General features: G+C 67.3%; 17 protein-coding genes. 7 read left to right on the top strand and 10 right to left on the bottom strand.

Annotated elements, in window-relative coordinates:
• Positions 1 to 12 precede the first annotated feature (12 nt).
• Both ASE61_RS10300 and ASE61_RS10295 read left to right on the top strand, forming a co-directional pair.
• Positions 13 to 591: a TetR/AcrR family transcriptional regulator gene (locus ASE61_RS10300; protein ID WP_061966802.1), complete on the top strand. Its 579-nt coding sequence runs from the start codon at positions 13 to 15 to the stop codon at positions 589 to 591.
• Between the two features lie 117 nt (positions 592 to 708).
• Positions 709 to 1197, top strand: a complete 489-nt coding sequence (locus tag ASE61_RS10295) for a hypothetical protein (protein WP_061966801.1) — start codon at positions 709 to 711, stop codon at positions 1195 to 1197.
• A 41-nt stretch (positions 1198 to 1238) separates the two neighbouring features.
• Here ASE61_RS10295 and ASE61_RS10290 read toward each other — a convergent pair whose 3' ends face one another.
• Complete coding sequence (locus ASE61_RS10290; protein ID WP_082617351.1) at positions 1239 to 1655, bottom strand: winged helix-turn-helix transcriptional regulator; 417 nt, start codon at positions 1653 to 1655, stop codon at positions 1239 to 1241.
• Positions 1656 to 1757: 102 nt separating this feature from the next.
• Between ASE61_RS10290 and ASE61_RS10285 the strand changes: the two genes are divergently transcribed.
• On the top strand, positions 1758 to 2513 hold the full coding sequence (locus ASE61_RS10285) for an SDR family oxidoreductase (protein ID WP_061966800.1): 756 nt from the start codon (positions 1758 to 1760) through the stop codon (positions 2511 to 2513).
• Between the two features lie 12 nt (positions 2514 to 2525).
• Here the strand turns inward: ASE61_RS10285 and ASE61_RS10280 are convergent, their stop codons facing one another.
• Positions 2526 to 3299, bottom strand: coding sequence for a GGDEF domain-containing protein (locus ASE61_RS10280; RefSeq protein WP_061966799.1), 774 nt, complete (start codon positions 3297 to 3299; stop codon positions 2526 to 2528).
• Positions 3300 to 3397: 98 nt separating this feature from the next.
• On the opposite strand from ASE61_RS10280, the gene ASE61_RS10275 reads away from it, so the two are divergent.
• The gene (locus ASE61_RS10275) at positions 3398 to 4345 is read left to right on the top strand and encodes a 50S ribosomal protein L11 methyltransferase (protein WP_061966798.1); all 948 of its coding nucleotides are present in this window, start codon (positions 3398 to 3400) and stop codon (positions 4343 to 4345) included.
• A 44-nt stretch (positions 4346 to 4389) separates the two neighbouring features.
• Here the strand turns inward: ASE61_RS10275 and ASE61_RS27405 are convergent, their stop codons facing one another.
• Positions 4390 to 4518, bottom strand: a complete 129-nt coding sequence (locus ASE61_RS27405) for a hypothetical protein (RefSeq protein WP_274532863.1) — start codon at positions 4516 to 4518, stop codon at positions 4390 to 4392.
• A gap of 56 nt (positions 4519 to 4574) precedes the next feature.
• Complete coding sequence (locus tag ASE61_RS10270; protein ID WP_061966797.1) at positions 4575 to 4817, bottom strand: hypothetical protein; 243 nt, start codon at positions 4815 to 4817, stop codon at positions 4575 to 4577.
• A gap of 298 nt (positions 4818 to 5115) precedes the next feature.
• On the opposite strand from ASE61_RS10270, the gene ASE61_RS10265 reads away from it, so the two are divergent.
• Positions 5116 to 6951, top strand: a complete 1836-nt coding sequence (locus ASE61_RS10265; RefSeq protein WP_061966796.1) for an aminopeptidase P family protein — start codon at positions 5116 to 5118, stop codon at positions 6949 to 6951.
• Between the two features lie 39 nt (positions 6952 to 6990).
• Here ASE61_RS10265 and ASE61_RS10260 read toward each other — a convergent pair whose 3' ends face one another.
• From ASE61_RS10260 to ASE61_RS10245, 4 genes are all read right to left on the bottom strand, one after another.
• Entirely contained in the window at positions 6991 to 7290 is a 300-nt protein-coding gene (locus tag ASE61_RS10260) for an AzlD family protein (RefSeq protein WP_061966795.1), read from the bottom strand.
• Positions 7287 to 8000, bottom strand: a complete 714-nt coding sequence (locus ASE61_RS10255) for an AzlC family ABC transporter permease (protein WP_082617350.1) — start codon at positions 7998 to 8000, stop codon at positions 7287 to 7289. Before ASE61_RS10255 ends, ASE61_RS10260 begins: the two co-directional genes overlap by 4 nt.
• A 24-nt stretch (positions 8001 to 8024) precedes the next feature.
• Positions 8025 to 8888, bottom strand: a complete 864-nt coding sequence (locus tag ASE61_RS10250) for an AraC family transcriptional regulator (RefSeq protein WP_061966793.1) — start codon at positions 8886 to 8888, stop codon at positions 8025 to 8027.
• Between the two features lie 97 nt (positions 8889 to 8985).
• Complete coding sequence (locus ASE61_RS10245) at positions 8986 to 10230, bottom strand: MFS transporter (RefSeq protein ID WP_061966792.1); 1245 nt, start codon at positions 10228 to 10230, stop codon at positions 8986 to 8988.
• Positions 10231 to 10325: 95 nt separating this feature from the next.
• Here ASE61_RS10245 and ASE61_RS10240 point away from each other — a divergent pair, with 95 nt between their 5' ends.
• A complete protein-coding gene (locus ASE61_RS10240; protein WP_244492790.1) occupies positions 10326 to 11300 on the top strand; it encodes an AraC family transcriptional regulator in 975 nt (324 codons plus the stop codon).
• Between the two features lie 3 nt (positions 11301 to 11303).
• On the opposite strand, the gene ligA is transcribed toward ASE61_RS10240, so the two are convergent.
• The gene (gene ligA, locus ASE61_RS10235; RefSeq protein ID WP_061966790.1) at positions 11304 to 13472 is read right to left on the bottom strand and encodes an NAD-dependent DNA ligase LigA; all 2169 of its coding nucleotides are present in this window, start codon (positions 13470 to 13472) and stop codon (positions 11304 to 11306) included.
• 215 nt (positions 13473 to 13687) lie between these two features.
• Here ligA and ASE61_RS10230 point away from each other — a divergent pair, with 215 nt between their 5' ends.
• Positions 13688 to 14479 carry a DUF2189 domain-containing protein gene (locus tag ASE61_RS10230; RefSeq protein WP_061966789.1) on the top strand — a complete coding sequence of 264 codons (792 nt, stop codon included), beginning with the start codon at positions 13688 to 13690 and terminating at the stop codon, positions 14477 to 14479.
• 349 nt (positions 14480 to 14828) lie between these two features.
• On the opposite strand, the gene ASE61_RS10225 is transcribed toward ASE61_RS10230, so the two are convergent.
• Positions 14829 to 16853: a DEAD/DEAH box helicase gene (locus ASE61_RS10225; RefSeq protein WP_082617349.1), complete on the bottom strand. Its 2025-nt coding sequence runs from the start codon at positions 16851 to 16853 to the stop codon at positions 14829 to 14831.
• Between the last annotated feature and the right edge of the window lie 46 nt (positions 16854 to 16899).

Below are 16899 nucleotides of genomic sequence, written 5' to 3'. Positions count from 1 at the left end.
TAGATATGGATCATGACCGGCTCGACATCCGACGAAATCCTGCGCTGCGCCCGCTCCCTCCTGATCCAGGGTGGGTATAATGGCTTCAGCTATGCCGACATCGCGAAGGTGGTCGGCATTCGCAATGCGAGCATCCACCACCATTTCCCCAGCAAGTCCGACCTCGTCCGCACGCTCGTCGCCCGATACCGGGAGGAGGCCGAGGCCGGCATCGCCGCTTTGGAGCAGCAGGTTCCCGATCCGGCTCGGCAACTGCGGGCCTATATCGGCTATTGGGAGGCCTGCATCGCCGATTCGAGCGCTCCGTTCTGCCTTTGCGCGCTTCTCGCCAGCCAGATCCCGGTCCTTCCGCAGGACGTCACCCTGGAAGTCCGCGCCCATTTCCGAGCCCTCTCCGCCTGGCTGGCCTCGGTCCTCGAACGTGGCGCGGCACAGGGCGACCTGCGTTTCACCGGGACGGCCAGGGCCGAAGCGGAGGCTTTCATGGCGGGCGTCCACGGCGCGATGCTTTCAGCCCGCGCTTATGGCGACCCGGCGATCTTCGGTGTCATCACCCGCCCTCTGCTGGAGCGTCTCATGGCACGGCACTGAACCTCACCGGCCCGGCGAATGAAACGCGCCGCAGGTACCTACCTATTAGTAGATAGATTCTCCCCACAACCCAGGCGCCCTCGCGATCGGCGACAGGCGCGACAAAAGGACATTCTCATGTTTGGCATCACCCCGCTCGGCTGGGTCCATACGCTGGGCAGCCTGCCGGCCATCCCCGCAGCAGCCTATATGTTCGCGATCCATGGCCGGATCGTGCCGCGCTCGACTGCGGGCATCGTCTACCTCGTCTCGATGCTGATCGGCGCCGTCACCGTCTTTTTCGTCACGCATATGCCTGCCGGTCACATCATCGGCGCGCTGACGCTCCTGCTGCTCGCCATCGGCTACACCATCGGCCGGACCCCGCTCCCCGCGCGCGCCGTCGCCTATATCGAGACAATCGTCCTGAGCGTGACGGCCTTCCTGCTCATGCTGCCGACGGCCACCGAGATCCTGCGCCGCGTCCCGGATGGCCATCCCTTCGTCACCGACCTGAAATCCCCGCTCCTGCTTGGGGTGCAGGCGGGCATTCTGGCCGCGCTCGTCATCGGGGTCGGCGCCCAGATCGTCTACCTGCGCAGGACAGGCGGGGCGGCCTCAGCCTGACCTACGAAACCATGGAGGAGCGACGCCGGCCACGCCGGCGCTTAAGCCTCCTCCCGCTCGCGGAAGGCTTTTCGCGCGGCCGAAACCTCGGCGTAGTAGGTCTCGGCCCAGGTCCAGACCCCGCAAAAGGCGGCGCTGAGCTCGCGCCCGAGTTCCGTCAGCGTGTAATCGACATGCGGCGGGATCACCGGGTGGACGGTGCGAACGACCAGCCCGTCGCGCTCCATCTCGCGCAATGTCTTGGTCAGCATCTTCTGGCTAATGCCGCCGACGATCCGGCCGACCTCGGTGAAGCGCAGCGTGCTATGCTCTTCAAGCGCCTCCAGCACCAGCATCGTCCATTTGTCGGCGACCTGCGCGATGACCTGCCGCACCAGCGATTCCACCGCCGGGCTGACCGGAGGGATCGCCTCGCTGCGCTGATGCATCGCCGCCATCGCGGTCCGGATCGCCTGCATCTTACACTCTCCTTTTGGTGCGTATGGCACTTTCGAGCGCCTTCTTTCCAATGAAGAGTATCGGCGCCATCTCGTTTCACGCAACCACGAGAAGGCTTTGCCATGAAGATTTCCGGAAACACCATCCTCATCACCGGCGGCGGCTCGGGCATCGGCCGCGCGCTCGCCGAGGCGCTGCACGCCAAGGGCAACAAGGTCGTCATCGCCGGGCGCCGCGAAGCCGTGCTCGATGCGGTCACCGCTGCCAATCCCGGCATGGAATCGATGCTGCTCGACATCCAGGACGAGGCCGATATCGCAGCCTTCGCCCGGCAGGCGGTCGAGCGCTTCCCGAGTCTGAACGCCGTCATCAACAATGCCGGCATCATGAAGCCGGAGAACGTCCCGGCCGCCGACAATCTCGCCATCGCCGAGGAGACGATCGCGACCAACCTGCTCGGGCCGATCCGCCTGACGACGTCGCTGCTGCCGCATTTCCTGAAGCAGCCGCGCGCCACGGTCCTGACCGTCTCGTCGGGCCTCGCCTTCGTGCCGCTGGCGGCGACCCCGACCTACAGCGCGACCAAGGCCGCGATCCATTCCTGGTCGATCGGCCTGCGCGAGCAGCTCAAGGATACATCGGTCGAGGTCATCGAGATCGCCCCGCCCTATGTGCAGACCGAACTGCTCGGCCCGCATCAGGCGGTCGATCCGGCCGCGATGCCGCTCGCCGATTTCACCAGCGAGGTGATGACGATCCTCGAAACGCAGCCGGAGGCCGGCGAGGTCATCGTCGAGCGCTGCAAGCCGCTGCGCTTCGCCGAAGCGACCGGCAGCTTCAGCCAGGTCTTTGCGGCGCTGAACGCGCAACACGCCTGACGCAGGCGCTCCTCAGGCCACCGCAGCCATGTTCAAAGCGCAGGCGGCCCGATTCCGGCCCTGCATCTTTGCGCGGTAGAGCTGTGCATCGGCCTCGGCGATCAAGTGCTCGATTGTCGTGCCGCCGGCCCAGCCGGCGGCACCGATGCTCACGGTCAGGCTGACCGGCTCGCCGCCCGGTGCCTCGATCCGGAGGCGCCGAACCGCATCGAGAACCTGCTTCGCGACGGCCTCCGCCTCCGTCAGGACGGTTTGCGGGAGATAGACCGCGAATTCCTCGCCGCAGAGCCGCCCTGAGAAGCCGCTCGCGCCCACCGCGCCCGCAATCGCCTGCGCCAGTCTTCGCAAGGCATCGTCGCCGACTGGATGGCCGAAGCGGTCATTGACCTGCTTGAAGTGATCGGCGTCGATGAAGAGCAGCGTCCCCTTGCTATCGGCCGTCATCGCCTGCCCCAGATCGACCAGGAAACTTTCGCGGTTCAGGAGCCCGGTCAGGCCATCGCGGCGCGCCCTTTCCAGCAAGGCCTCATGCGCCGCCGACAACGCGCCGTGCAGCCGCGCGATCTCGCCATGGGCGTCCTTCAGGCGCTGTGCCTGCCGGAATTGCCAGGCGCTGGCCGGCCAGGCGATCAATAGCGGACAGAGAATGCACATCAGCCAGGCGGTGCCGTCCACGACCCCGCCGAGCATCGGCACGACGGTCAGCGCCAGGCCGAGCGAAGCCGCGATCGACAGCGCTGTCGCAAGGCTTGCCTTCAGAATGATCGCGCGCGTCGAGGCCGTCATGGCCTGCGGGTAGCAGGGAATGCTGAACGCCGGGTTTAGCTACGCCGCCCCCGGCCATTTCCGATGACAGCGGCGGATGCGCCTGCTAAGCCCGCGCCATGCGCGAAGGCCTCCTGCCAGCGACGGTCGCGACCGTCCTCGAACTCTCCACCTCGGGCGAACAGGCCCGGGCCCTCACCGAATTGCTCGGCGAGATCTTCGACCCCACCGAGACGGCGATCTCGGCCTTCGAGGTCGAGGACGGCATCACCACGCTCTCGATGAACATCCCGTGGAAGGTGGAGATCTATTTCGCCAACCCGCCCGATGAGGATGCGGTGCGCGATCTGCTGCGCCCGATCGTCGGCGAGCTCGTCGACAAGACGCCGTTCACGACGGTGAACACCAAGGATTGGGTCGCCAACAGCCTCGACGGCTTGAAGCCCGTCCGCGCCGGCCGCGTCCTCGTCCATGGCGCGCATGACCGGCACGTCGTCCGGACCAACGATATCGCGATCGAGATCGAGGCCGCGCTGGCCTTCGGCACCGGCCATCACGGCACCACCGCCGGCTGCCTGCTCGCGCTTGACGCCGAACTGAAGAAGCGCCGCCCGCGCCACGCCATCGATGTCGGCACCGGCACCGGCATTCTCGGGCTGGCGCTCGCCAAGCAGATCAAGCGCAAGGTCGTCGCCGGTGATATCGACGCGGTCGCGGTCGAAGTCTCCGCCCATAACGCCCGGCTCAACCATGCACCGAACGCGCTGGATCTCTATGTCGCGCCGGGCCTGCGCCATGCCAAGGCCTGGCGCCCCGGCCATTTCGACTTCGTCTTCGCCAATATTCTGGCCGGCCCGCTGAAGCGCCTCGCCCCGTCGATCGCGCGCGTGCTCTCGTCGAACGGCACGCTGATCCTGTCCGGCCTGCTGGCGATGGACGTGGCTGGCGTGGTCTCGGCCTACCGGCACCAGGGCGTCCATCTCGCCAGCCATTCGCTGCGCGAAGGCTGGGCGACGCTGGTCATGAAAAAAGGCGGCGCAGCCCCGAGGCCGCGCCGCCTTGCCTGACCTCCGGCGCTTCCGGGGAAGCGCGAGATCGTTACTCGCTCGGCTCAGAAGCCGATATAGCCGTACTTCTTCTCGGCCTCGGCCTGCAGGCTGCGGGCATCGTGCCAGACGGCGGCAGTGAACTTCGCGGCGTCGGCGATCTGTTCGACGATATGCTTGATGATGGCGATCATGATGGAAAATCCTTGAGGTTTTCAGCCACGCGACTCGAGGCCGCAGCGGCGCGAATTCAGCGGTTGAAAGGCAGCGAGACGTCGCTCGACAGCGTTGCGGACGGGAAGCCGCCCAGCACGATCTCGGCCTCGTTGACGAGGAGGTTGCGGGCACGCAACTGGCGGTCTGCGGAACGCTCGCGGCTCGCGACGAGCGCCGCATAGAAGCGCTGCATCAGGCCCGGCTTGCTGGCGCGAGTCTCGGTCCTGGTCCGAACCGGTACGGGCAGCACATCGGCATTGTTCAACACGTAAGTCATGGGTCTATCTCCGAAAAACGAAGGACAGTCCCGGTCGCTTCCTCGTTCTCTTATGCGATCAAGATGGGGTCATTTCGCACTTGCGAGAAGATATGTTCGCATATGCAAGATATGCAGAAAACGCATGCGATCCGTCCATATCCATTAATGTTTGCGTCGATTGCATAACCAATCGGCACAATGCGGAACGCGGAGGCAGCGCGGCCCTACCAAACAGGCATCTCCAAACCGACGGATTTGCGCTGGCGCTTTTGCTGGTGCGAGGCGACCATGGCGCAATTCTGTGCCGGACCCCGCCATGACCGATTCGACCCTGCCGACCTGCCGTTTCCAGTCCTTCTCCGAACCGAGCGACCCGAAGCTGGTTGCCGGCCGCGTCGCCGCCTTGCGCAAGACGCTGGCCGCGCAGGGGCTCGACGGCTTCGTCATCCCGCGCGCGGACGAGCACCAGGGCGAATATGTCCCGGCCCATATGGCCCGCTTGGCATGGCTGACCGGCTTCACCGGCTCGGCCGGCAATGCCGTGGTGCTGGCCGACAAGGCCGCGCTGATCGTCGACGGCCGCTACACGATCCAGTCGGCCGAGCAGACCGACACCAAGATCGTCTCGCCGGTCCGCATGGAGGAGACGCCGCTGGAGCGCTGGGTCGAGCAGAACCTGCCGACAGGAGGCAAGATCGGCTACGATCCCTGGCTGCATACGGTGGACGGCCTCGCCCGCCTCGAAAAGGCGGCGGCAGCAGCCGGCGGCAGCCTCGTCGCTGTCAAGGCCAACCCGATCGATGCGCTCTGGAGCGACCGCCCTGCCTCGCCCACCGCGCCGGTCAAGGCCCATCCGGCCGCCTTCGCCGGCGAGGACAGCGTCTCGAAGCTCGCCCGCATCCAGAAGGCGCTGACCGACGCCAAGGTCGACGCGCTCGTCGTCTCCGATCCGCATGCGCTGGCCTGGGTCTTCAACATCCGCGGCGGCGATGTCGAGCACACGCCGCTACCGCTCGGCTATTCCATCGTCCCGCGCGAGGGCCGGCCGACCGTCTTCCTCGCACCGGAGAAGATCACCAACGAGGCCGGCGATGCGATCGGCGCCGTCGGCGAGATCGCCCCTCCGGCCGAGCTCGACAGGCAGATCGCGAAGCTCGGCGCGGCCAAGGCCAAGGTCCGGTTGGACGCCACGACCGCAGCCTCCGCGCTGGCGACCCTGATCCGCGATGCCGGCGGCACGCCCGATGCCGGCGCCGATCCGATCGCCCTGATGAAGGCGCGCAAGAACGCGGCCGAGCTCGACGGCGCCCGCAACGCCCATCTGCGCGATGGCGCCGTCATGGTCCGCTATCTCTCCTGGCTGGCGCGCGAAGCGCCGAAGGGCGGCCTGACCGAGATCGATGCGGTGGCCGCGCTCGAAGCCGAGCGACTGAAGACCGGCCTGCTCAAGGACGTCTCCTTCACCACCATCGCTGGCGCCGGCCCCAATGCTGCGCTGCCGCATTACCGCGTCAGCGAAGCGACCAACCGCAAGCTGGAGCCTGGTATCTTCCTGGTCGATTCAGGCGGCCAGTACGAGGACGGCACCACCGACATCACCCGCACCATGGTGATCGGCACACCGACGCCGGAGATGCGCGACCGCTATACCCGCGTGCTCAAGGGCCATCTCGCGATCTCGCGGCTGGTCTTCGTCAAGGGAACCTCGGGCGCGCAGCTCGACGCCTTCGCGCGGCTGCCGCTCTGGCAAGGTGGCTTCGATTTCGATCACGGCACCGGCCATGGCGTCGGCAGCTATCTCTCGGTGCATGAGGGGCCGCAGCGGCTCTCCAAGCTCGGCACCACGCCATTGGAGCCGGGCATGATCCTCTCCAACGAGCCCGGCTACTACAAGCAGGGCGAATACGGCATCCGCATCGAGAACCTGATCGTCGTCGAGGAGCGCCAGATTCCGGGGGCCGAGCGCGTGATCTACGGCTTCGAGACCATCACCTGGTGCCCCTATGAGCGCGCCCTGATCGAGAAAGACACGCTCGATGCTGGCGAGATCGCCTGGATCGACGCCTATCACGCGGAGGTCTGGGAGAAGCTCTCGCCGCAGGTCGAGGGCGAGGCGAAGGCGTGGCTGGAGGCGGCCTGCCGGCCGTTGTGATTGGTTGCCTTCTCCCCTCAGGGCGAGAAGGCAAGAACGTCACATTACCATCCTGAAACCGACCACCGCGACAACCCCGACCGCCACCACGCCCAGCAAGGGCAACCGCGTCGCGGCAAGCGCGGTGATCGCCGCCGCCGCCGTCTCAGCCCAGCCGGTCGCGAGCGCGCTCGGCGCGATCACCGCGATCAGCACGGCCGGCGGGATCGCGTCGAAGGCGGCCTGCGCGCGCGGCGAGAGGCTGAGCCGCCCGGCCAGCGCCAGCCCGGCGACGCGCGTGAAATAGGTCACGATCGCCATGCCGAGGAAGGCGAGGAGATTGATCGGGTCGACGCTCACGCCTTGGCCTCCTCGGTCGCCGGCTGTTCTTCGCTACCCGCCGCAAGCCATGCAGCCAGCAATCCGCAGAGCGCGCCCGCCGCGACATGCCAGGGCGGCCCGGCCAGCCGATAGGTCACGGCCGAGGCGATGCCGGCGGCTGCGACCGTCCAGAACGTCACCCGGCCCTTCCAGAAGGCGGCGACGAGCGCGATGAACAGCGCCGTGAAGGCGAAATCCGCGCCGAGCCGTTTGGGATCGCCGAGCACGGCGCCGATCATCGCGCCGAGCGTCGAATTGACCAGCCAGCCCGCGACGAAGGGGATCACCATCGCGAACCAGTAGGCCGGCGTCAGACGATGGGTGCGGGCGCGCTTCTCGGCCAGCGCCCAATTCTCGTCGGCCATGTAGTAGAGGCCGAGGAATTTCTGCCAGCGGCTGAAACCCTGGAGCTTCGGCGCAAGCGAAGCGCCCATCAGCACATGGCGCGCATTGATCAGCAGCGTCGAGAACACCAGCGCGGCAACCGGCGCCGGGCTCGCCCAGAGCTCGATCGCGGCAAACTGCGCCCCGCCGGCGAAGACCATGATGCTCATCAGGAAGACTTCGAAGGGCGAGAGCCCCTTGCTGGCCGCGACCGCGCCGAAGAGCAGCCCGATCGGCGCCGCGGCCACCGCAGCCGGCCAGATATCGTTCAGGCCGCGCCTGATGTCGTCGCGCATCGTTGACATGGAAATGTTCTCTCAAAAACCTATTCAGGCGGCATGCGCCGTGCGGAAGGCCCCAGGCGTGACGCCGAAGCGGGCCTTGAAAGCGCGTGTCAGATGCGGCTGGTCGCAGAAGCCGGTCGCTGCCGCGACGTCGCCAGGCTTCTCGCCACGCCGCAATCGCTCGCGCGCCCGCCGCACGCGGACATCGACCAGATAGGCATGGGGCGTCAGCCCGGTTTCGCGCCGGAAGGCGCGGATCAGGTGGTGGCGCGGCAGCCCGGTGAGCCGCGCCAGATCGGCCAACGACAGGTCCTCTTCATAGCGGGCCTCGAAGACCTCGCGGGCCCGGGCGACGGATCCGCTCTCCACGCCCACCGGCCGGACGGCGAGATCCGCGTGATGCGTCAGGCAGCGAGCATAGAAGCGCAGCAGCATTTCCTCGCCGGCCAGCAGGTCCCCGCCATCCTCGATGGCGCGATGAGCCGCCGCGAACAGCGCAGCCCCCTCGGCATCATCCACCAGAGGCTGCGGGAAGAACGGTGTCCCGATCCCATCCCGGCCGCTGAGCGAAGCCGCGACCTCGCGGATCAGCCCGACCTCCGGATAGGTCATCCGATAGCTGTAGCCCGGACCATAGGGCTCGCCATCATGCGTCTCGAGCGGATTGACGAAGGTGATCTGGCCCGGCCGCGCATAATGACGCACTCCGCGAACCCGGAAGGTTTCGCAGCCGGCCTCGATGACACCCATCACATAGCTGTCGTGCTGATGCGGCGCATAGGCGTGTTGGCGGAAGGTCGCGGCAAGGCAGTCCAGCCCGTCGAAACGCTCGGCTGGAAACAGCTTCGCCCGCTCGCCGGCGACGAGCGGTTCGAGGCCTAATGTTTCACCTTGGGTGACTGCTTCCATGGCGCAAGCATAAACCCTCTCGCGTCATTGCTGTCTTGAAGAAAAGTGATCGGGCGCATCACGCGCCCGATCGGTTCAGTCATCGGTTATTGTAGCCTCAGAGGGCATGCGCGGCAGCGCCAGCGCCGACCCGCTCGGGACTCCTGGACCCCAGCAGCAACACGCCCAGTCCGCCGACCAGCGTCGCGACCATGGCATAGGCGATCACGCCGAGCGTGCCGAAGCCATCGACCAGCAGGCCGCCGAAGACCGCACCGCTCGCGATCGCGATCTGGAAGGCTGCGACGATCAGCCCCCCCGCCGACTCGGCTTCATCCTCCGGCGCGACGCGCACCAGCCAGGTCTGGAAACCGACCGGCAGCGCACCGAAGGCGAAGCCCCAGAGCCCGACCGCCACGGCCGAAGCGATCGGCGACGTGCCGACGAAGAGCAGGCTCATGCTCACCAGCGCGAGCATGAAGGCGCCGAAGATCACCGAGGCCTTGGCGCTGCGCGCCGTGATCGCCCCGCCCGCGAAATTACCGAAGAAGCCGCCGATTCCATAGGCCAGCAGGACGAGCGAGATCGCCTCGACCGACAGCTTGGGGATCTGCTCCAGGAACGGGCGGACATAGGTGAAACCGGCGAAATGGCCGGAGATCACCACGACAATGCCGGCAAGCACGAGCGCGATGCTGGGCTGGCCGAGCAGCCGGAACAGCGTGCGGATATCGGGCGAGCCGCGCGCCGGCAGCCGCGGCAGAACCGCCATCTGGATGACGAGTGCGGCAACCCCGACCAGCGCCGAGAGCCAGAACACGAAGCGCCAGCCCATCACGTTGCCGAGATAGGCGCCGATCGGCGCGGCGCTGACGGTGGCGAGGGAGACGCCGGCGAAGATCAGCGACATCGCCTTGGGCAAGGCACTGGGCGGCACGAGCCGCATCGCGGTCGCCGCGACCATCGACCAGAAGGCGCCGAGCCCGATACCGAGCAGGACGCGGGCGAAGAGCAGCGTCGTCAGGTTGGTGGCAAGCGCCGCGATGACGCTGGAAACGATCAGCAGGCCGGTCAGCGACCAGATCACGATGCGCCGGTCGATGCCGCGCGTCACGATGGCGGCGGCCAGACCGGCAATGGCGCCGACCACGGCAGTCGCGGTCACAGCCTGCCCGGCGGCGCCGACGGACACGCCGACATCCGCCGCCATCGGCGTCAGCAGGCTTGCCGGCAGGAACTCGGCCGTGACGAGACCGAAGACGCCGAAGGTCAGGGATGTGACGGCAGCCCAGGCCGGCTTGTCGCGGGCCTCCTCGGCTGTACCGTCGAATTCAAGGGTCGTGGCAGACAGGGAATCTGACATGGGGGTCTCCATCAGGTGGCCGGAAGATGGGCGTGGCCCCATGGAGTTTCCATGCTATATCATCCGCATCTCATGACCGTTCGTCCAGGAATGCCATGACCGCTTCCGCCGACCACCTGACCGAGATGCTCCGGGGCTTGCGGCTCGACGGCGTCGATTACAGCCGCTGCCAGTTGGCCGCGCCCTGGGGCGTCGTCTATCCGCCGACCCATCAGGCCTATTTCCATTTCATCTCGCGCGGCCACTGCTGGCTGAAGACGCCGGCCGGCGAATGGCTGGAGCTCGCCGACGGCGACGCCGTGCTGCTGCCGCGTGGCGGTGGCCATGTCCTGGCGAGCTCGCCGGATGTCGTCGCCTCCCCACCCTGCGACTGCCGGGTTCTGGAAGCCTATGGCAACATCTTCGATGTCGAGGGCGGCGGCGCCGGCGCGCATATGCTCGTCTTCACCGGCCGCATGACCTTCAATGTCGATCTCGATCACCCATTGCTGCGGTTGATGCCGGACCTGATGCGGATGAGCGATTTCATCGCATATGAGCCCAGCATCCCGCATCTGCTCGACGCGATGGGCCGCGAGGTCGCGATGGACCGGGTCGGCGCCGGCGGCATGTTGGCACGCCTCGCCGACGTGCTGGCCGCCGCGATCATCCGTGCCTGGGTCGAGGGCGGCTGCGGCGCTGCCAAGGGCTGGGTCGCGGCGGCGCGCTGCCCAACGGTCGGCAAGGTGCTGGCGGCGATCCACGCCCATCCCGAAACCGACTGGACGGTCGAGAGCCTCGCCGAGCTGATGGGCGCCTCGCGCTCCGGCTTCGCCGAGCGCTTCGCCGAGGTCGTCGGCGAGACGCCGGCCCGCTATGTCGCGCAGGTCCGGATGCATCAGGCCCGGCAATGGCTGGCGCGTGATAAATTGCGGATCGCGGTGGTGGCGCAGCGCCTCGGTTACGAGTCGGAAGCCTCGTTCAGCCGCGCCTTCAAGCGCATCACCGGGCTGGCGCCGAGTCAGGTGCGGGCAGCGGGCGAGGCCTCTCCCGTGGCGATGTTCACACCGCCGGCGGAAGCGGCCGAGTAGACCTCAGCCGCCCACCAGATCGAACCAGCCGGCCTCGTCGATCACCTCGACGCCATGCTTGGCAGCATCCTTGAGCTTCGAGCCCGCTCCCGGCCCGGCGACGAGCAGGTCGGTCTTCGACGAGACCGAGCCTGCCACCTTGGCGCCAAGCCGCTCGGCCATCGCCTTGGCCTCGTCGCGGGTCATCCGCTCCAGCGCGCCGGTGAAGACCACGATCTTCCCGGCGACGGGGCTGGCCGAGGCCACCGCCTCCAGCGGCTGGGGCGAGACCTGCACCAGCAAGCGGTCGAGCAATTCCTCGTTATGCGGCTCGCCGAAGAATTCGATCAGCGCCTCGACCACGGTCGGCCCGATGCCGTCGATGGCGTCGAGTTCCTGCCGCTCGGGCGAGGCCTCGTCGGCAGCGGCGATGCCGGCCGCCCTGAGCGCTTCGAACGAGCCGTAATGCCGCGCCAGCAGACGCGCCGTCGTTTCGCCGATATGGCGGATGCCGAGCCCGAAGATGAAGCGGTTGAGCGGCGGGGTGCGCCGGTCCTCGATCGCATCGAACAGCTTGGCGACGCTCTGGGCGCCGAAGCCTTCCTTGGCCTTGAGCTTTTTCAAGGGATTGGCAGCGTCGCGCGCGGCGAGCGTAAAGATATCGGCTGGCTCCCTGACGGGCAGCTCGGGATCGCCATGGAAGAACTCGATCTGCTTGTCGCCAAGCCCGTCGATGTCCATCGCGTCGCGCGAGACGAAATGCTTGAGCCGCTCGACCGCCTGCGCCGGGCAGATCAGGCCGCCGGTGCAGCGGCGGATGGCGTCTTCCTTGCCGGTGCGGGGATTGAGTTCACGCGTCGCATGGCTGCCGCAGGCCGGGCAGAGCGTCGGGAACTCGTAGGGCTTCGAATCCGCCGGGCGCTTCGAAAGATCGACCGCCTCGACGCGCGGGATCACGTCGCCCGCCCGCTTCACCGTCACAGTGTCGCCGATACGGATATCGGTGCCGTCGCGGATCGGCAGCCCCTTGGAATCGAAGCCGCGGATATAGTCCTCGTTATGCAGCGTCGCATTGGTCACGACGACGCCGCCGACCGTCACCGGCTTCAGGCGCGCCACCGGCGAGAGCGCGCCGGTGCGGCCAACCTGGATGTCGATGGCCTCCAGAACGGTCGTCGCCAGCTCGGCCGGGAATTTATGCGCGATCGCCCAGCGTGGCGCCCGCGAGACGAAGCCGAGCCGCGCCTGCAGCGCGAGATCGTCGACCTTGTAGACGACGCCGTCGATATCATAGCCGAGCGTGGCGCGCTGGCTCTCGATCAGCCGATATTGCGCGATCAGCTCGGCAACGCTCTCGCAGCGCTTCATCAGCGGGTTGGTGCGGAAGCCCCAGCGCCTGAAGGCCTCGACCACGCCCGATTGCGTCGGCGCCGGCAGGGCCGGCATCTCGCCCCAGGCATAGGCGAAGAAGCGCAAGGGCCGCGCGGCGGTGACGCCGACATCGAGCTGACGCAGTGAGCCCGCCGCCGCATTGCGCGGATTGGCGAATTCGGGCAGCCCCTTCTCGCGCTGGCGCTCGTTGATCCCGGCGAAATCGGCATGGCCTAGATAGACCTCGCCGCGCACCTCGGCGATCTCAGGCACGTCCGGCCCGGCGAGCGTCTTGGGAATTTCGGAGATGGTGCGGGCGTTCAGCGTGACATCCTCGCCCTCCTCGCCGTCGCCGCGCGTCGCGGCCGCGACCAGCTCACCCTTCTCGTAGCGCAGCGAGAGCGACAGCCCGTCGATCTTGGGCTCGGCGGTGAAGGCGATGCCGTCCTCCTCCTTGCGGCCGAGGAAGCGATAGACGCGGGCCGCGAACTCGGCCACGGCCTCGTCCGAGAAAGCATTGTCGAGCGAGAGCATCGGTACGCGATGCCGGATCTTGGCGAACTTGCCGGAAGGCTTGGCACCGACTTTGGCGCTGACGTCGCTCTCCTGCTTCAGCGCCGGAAAGGCTTCTTCCAGCGCGACGAGCCGGCGACGCTTCGCGTCATAGGCGGCGTCGTCCATGATCGGCTGGTCGTCCTGGAAATAGGCGTCGTTCGCCGCCTGCACCGCTGCGGCCAGCAGCTTGTGCTCGGCCTTCGCCTTGCGCGGCGTCAGCTCCGCGATCGGCGTTTCGGAGGGGGCGGAATCGTCGGCGTCGCTCATGGCACAGCATTAGGCGAGATGATCGTGACGAGGAAGGGCAGCAGCCTTTTTGCGGCCCATGCAAGGCTGTGCCGCCCCGAAAGCTTGCGACAAACCGCGCTTTGGCGCGTATAGTTTGCGGGCTGGGAATTGGAAGCTCGACGCCGCAGGCCGTTGACACCAAGGTTCACGTCGACAGCCATATGGCGAACCGGGCCGGAACCGGGAGACACGCCATGGCCAATCTCGACGGCACAGTTCATGACATTGCCGCGCTCTCGCAACCGCGCATCAGGACCATCACCACGCGGGATCTGCACGAGGCGCTGCTGCGCGGCTGGGACGATTTCAAGGCGCAGCCGAGCCACCTCGTCTTCATCGCGCTGATCTATCCCGTCGCCGGCATCCTGCTGGCGCAGCTCACGGTCAGCTACAACATCTTCCCCCTGCTCTTCCCGCTGCTCTCGGGCTTCGCATTGCTCGGCCCCTTCGCCGCGATCGGGCTCTACGAGATCAGCCGCCGGCGCGAGAAGGGCATGGACACGTCCTGGGTCCATGCTTTCGCGGTGCTCCGCTCGCGGTCGATCGGACAGATCGCCCTGCTCGGCGCGATGCTGACCGGGCTCTTCCTCGCCTGGCTGTTCAGCGCCTGGTTCCTCTATCGTGGCCTGCTCGGCCTGCCCGCCGATGTCTCGACCACCGATTTCCTGCGGGCGGTATTCACCACCGCGGATGGCTGGATCATGATGGTGATCGGCAATGCGATCGGGCTCTTGCTGGCGATCCTCGCCTTCTCGATCTCGGTGGTATCTTTCCCGCTGATCATCGACCGGCATGTCGACGCCCCCACAGCCATCCGCACCTCGATCGCCGCCGTCGAGGCCAATCCGCGCGTGATGATGTATTGGGGCCTGACGGTGACGGGCTTGCTCGTGCTCGGCTGCCTGCCGATGCTGGTCGGCCTGATCGTGGTCATGCCGGTGCTCGGCCATGCCACCTGGCATCTCTACCGCAAGCTCGTGGACTGAGAGCGGCCAGCCCCGTCATTCCCGGGACGAGAAGGCGCCGGTTTCCGTCATCTCCGCAGGCTCTCGAAAGCTCCGGCGGGAACCATTGCACCCCGGATCGGGTTCAACCCCTGTCAGATCGAGCCGCAAGGCTCCATTCAGCCAGGGGGCTTTTCATGAACAACATCATTTATATCGTCGGTCTTATCGTCGTCGTTCTCGCGATCCTCTCCTTCCTCGGCCTGCGCTGAGGAAGGCGAACGGGAGCGCACGCTGCAGCGCTCGAAGCCTGCTGTCCTTCAAAGAATTCGCGCTGTCACTCCCGGCTTGACCCGGAATGACAGCGCGTTTTTTTTGCGGAGGCTGAAACTCAGCCGCGATTGTCGCCGCGCGGCTTGCCCTTGCCGAAGGGCTTGCCACCGGCCGGGCGCCCGCCGGCAGGCTTGCCAGCGAAGGGCTTGCCCTTGCCCTCATAGGGCTTCTTGAAACCGCCACCCAGCTTGCCGTCGTCACGGCGCGGCGGGCGCGCGTCGTCGCGCGGCGGCCTGCTGTCGGCGCGATACGGCTTGCGCTCATCGCTCCGCGGCGCGCGTTGATTCGCGTCCCTCGGCTCGAATCGCGGCCGCTGCGGCCTGTCTCCGGCAGCCTGCTCATCTCCCCAGCTCTTTCGCGGCGCAGCCGGACGCTCGGCCTTGTCCCCGAAAGCCTTCGCCGGGCGACGCTCGGCTTCGGTCGTCGGCTCGATCACGATCTTGTCGCGGTCCGGGATGCGCACCGAGTCATAAAAGCGATCGGCCACATCGGCATCGATCTCGACCTTGGTCTCGCGGTCGAAGATGCGGATCGCACCGACCTCGTCGCGGGTGATCCGGCCGCGGCGGCACAGCATCGGCAGGAGCTGGCGCGGATCGGCGCCCTGTTTGCGGCCGATATCGAGACGGAACCAGACGGTATCGCCGCGTGGGCCGGCAGGCTTGCGTGGGCGCTCGCCATCCTCGCCCTCCTCGCGCCCCGCGCCGAACGGGCGGCGCTTGGCAGCATAATCCTCGTTGGTCCGGACCGGACGGTGCTCGTCGCGGCCGAAGCCAGGATCGCCAACCTCTTCCGCCGCCGGCAGGCGGGCACGATAGAGTCGGACCAGCGCGGCGGCGATATCGCGGGCCTCGCGGCCCGCCATCAGCGCCTCGATCATGCCGGCATCGTCCTCGGAGCCATCGCCGTTGAGCAGCGGATCGGAGAGCAGCCGCTCCTGATCAAGGACGCGGATTTCCTCTTCAGTCGGAGGACCGATCCACTCGGCCTCGACCTTGCCTTCCATCAGCAGGCGCTCGGCCTTGCGGCGGCGCGACTGCGGCACCAGCAGGACGCTCGTGCCCTTGTTGCCGGCGCGGCCGGTGCGGCCCGAGCGATGCTGCATCACTTCGGAATCGTTCGGCAGCTCCGCATGGATGACGAGGTCGAGCCCGGGCAGGTCGATGCCGCGCGCCGCGACGTCGGTCGCGACGCAAACCCGCGCCCGGCCGTCGCGCAGCGCCTGCAGCGCCGCGTTGCGCTCGTTCTGGCCGAGTTCGCCCGAGAGCGCGACGGAGGTGAAGCCGCGCTCGAGCAGGATCGCCTCGAGATGGCGTACCGCATTGCGGGTGTTGCAGAAGACCAGCGCCACCGGCGCATTGTGGAAGCGCAGCAGGTTGACGACCGCGAGCTCGGCCTCCTTCGGGAAGACGCGCACGGCCTTGTAGGCGATGTCGGCATGGCCGCGCCGCGTCGCTTCCACCTCGATGCGCAGCGCGTCGCGCTGGTAGCTCTGCGCGAGTTGGACGATCGCCTTCGGGAAGGTCGCCGAGAACAGCAGGCTGCGGCGCTCCGCCGGGGTGGTCTTCAGGATGTATTCGAGGTCGTCGCGGAAGCCGAGATCGAGCATCTCATCAGCCTCGTCGAGCACGACCGCCTTCAGCGCGGACACATCGAGGCGACGGCGCTCGATATGATCGCGCAGACGGCCGGGCGTGCCGACGACGATATGCGCGCCCTCGTCGAGCAGCATCGCCTCGCGGCGCGGATCCATGCCGCCGACGCAGGAGATCACCCGCGCGCCGGTCTGGGCATAGAGCCAGGCAAGCTCGCGCTGCACCTGGAGCGCAAGCTCGCGCGTCGGCGCGATGATCAGGGCGAGCGGCTCGGCGGCGGGACCGAGCTTCTCGGCCGTGCCCAGCAGGGTCTCGCCGATGGCCAGGCCATAAGCGATGGTCTTGCCGGAGCCGGTCTGCGAGGAAACCAGGAGGTCGCGCCCGCGGGCGGCGTCTTCGAGGACGGCGCTCTGCACCGGCGTCGGGTCGGAGTAATTGCGATCGGCGAGCGCGCGCGCGAGCGGCGGGCTCGTGAGAGAAAAGGACATGCGATATGGGCCTAAAGGTTGCGGCGTAAGATGAAGGAACGGCGCG

It is taken from the genome of Allobosea sp. Root670, from assembly GCF_001429415.1.
Classification (GTDB): domain Bacteria; phylum Pseudomonadota; class Alphaproteobacteria; order Rhizobiales; family Beijerinckiaceae; genus Allobosea; species Allobosea robiniae.
This window is presented reverse-complemented; position numbering and strand designations above follow the sequence as displayed.

Excerpts from the sequence above, each read along its gene's own strand:
- ASE61_RS10245 (WP_061966792.1), bottom strand. The coding sequence starts at position 10,230 with ATGTCAGATTCCCTGTCTGCCACGACCCTTGAATTCGACGGTACAGCC.
- ASE61_RS10290 (WP_082617351.1), bottom strand. The coding sequence starts at position 1,655 with ATGCAGGCGATCCGGACCGCGATGGCGGCGATGCATCAGCGCAGCGAG.
- ASE61_RS10250 (WP_061966793.1), bottom strand. The coding sequence starts at position 8,888 with ATGGAAGCAGTCACCCAAGGTGAAACATTAGGCCTCGAACCGCTCGTC.
- ASE61_RS10270 (WP_061966797.1), bottom strand. The coding sequence starts at position 4,817 with ATGACTTACGTGTTGAACAATGCCGATGTGCTGCCCGTACCGGTTCGG.
- ASE61_RS10265 (WP_061966796.1), top strand. The coding sequence starts at position 5,116 with ATGACCGATTCGACCCTGCCGACCTGCCGTTTCCAGTCCTTCTCCGAA.
- ASE61_RS27405 (WP_274532863.1), bottom strand. The coding sequence starts at position 4,518 with ATGATCGCCATCATCAAGCATATCGTCGAACAGATCGCCGACGCCGCG.
- ligA (WP_061966790.1), bottom strand. The coding sequence starts at position 13,472 with ATGAGCGACGCCGACGATTCCGCCCCCTCCGAAACGCCGATCGCGGAG.
- ASE61_RS10295 (WP_061966801.1), top strand. The coding sequence starts at position 709 with ATGTTTGGCATCACCCCGCTCGGCTGGGTCCATACGCTGGGCAGCCTG.
- ASE61_RS10240 (WP_244492790.1), top strand. The coding sequence starts at position 10,326 with ATGACCGCTTCCGCCGACCACCTGACCGAGATGCTCCGGGGCTTGCGG.
- ASE61_RS10225 (WP_082617349.1), bottom strand. The coding sequence starts at position 16,853 with ATGTCCTTTTCTCTCACGAGCCCGCCGCTCGCGCGCGCGCTCGCCGAT.
- ASE61_RS10275 (WP_061966798.1), top strand. The coding sequence starts at position 3,398 with ATGCGCGAAGGCCTCCTGCCAGCGACGGTCGCGACCGTCCTCGAACTC.
- ASE61_RS10280 (WP_061966799.1), bottom strand. The coding sequence starts at position 3,299 with ATGACGGCCTCGACGCGCGCGATCATTCTGAAGGCAAGCCTTGCGACA.
- ASE61_RS10255 (WP_082617350.1), bottom strand. The coding sequence starts at position 8,000 with ATGTCAACGATGCGCGACGACATCAGGCGCGGCCTGAACGATATCTGG.
- ASE61_RS10230 (WP_061966789.1), top strand. The coding sequence starts at position 13,688 with ATGGCCAATCTCGACGGCACAGTTCATGACATTGCCGCGCTCTCGCAA.
- ASE61_RS10300 (WP_061966802.1), top strand. The coding sequence starts at position 13 with ATGACCGGCTCGACATCCGACGAAATCCTGCGCTGCGCCCGCTCCCTC.
- ASE61_RS10285 (WP_061966800.1), top strand. The coding sequence starts at position 1,758 with ATGAAGATTTCCGGAAACACCATCCTCATCACCGGCGGCGGCTCGGGC.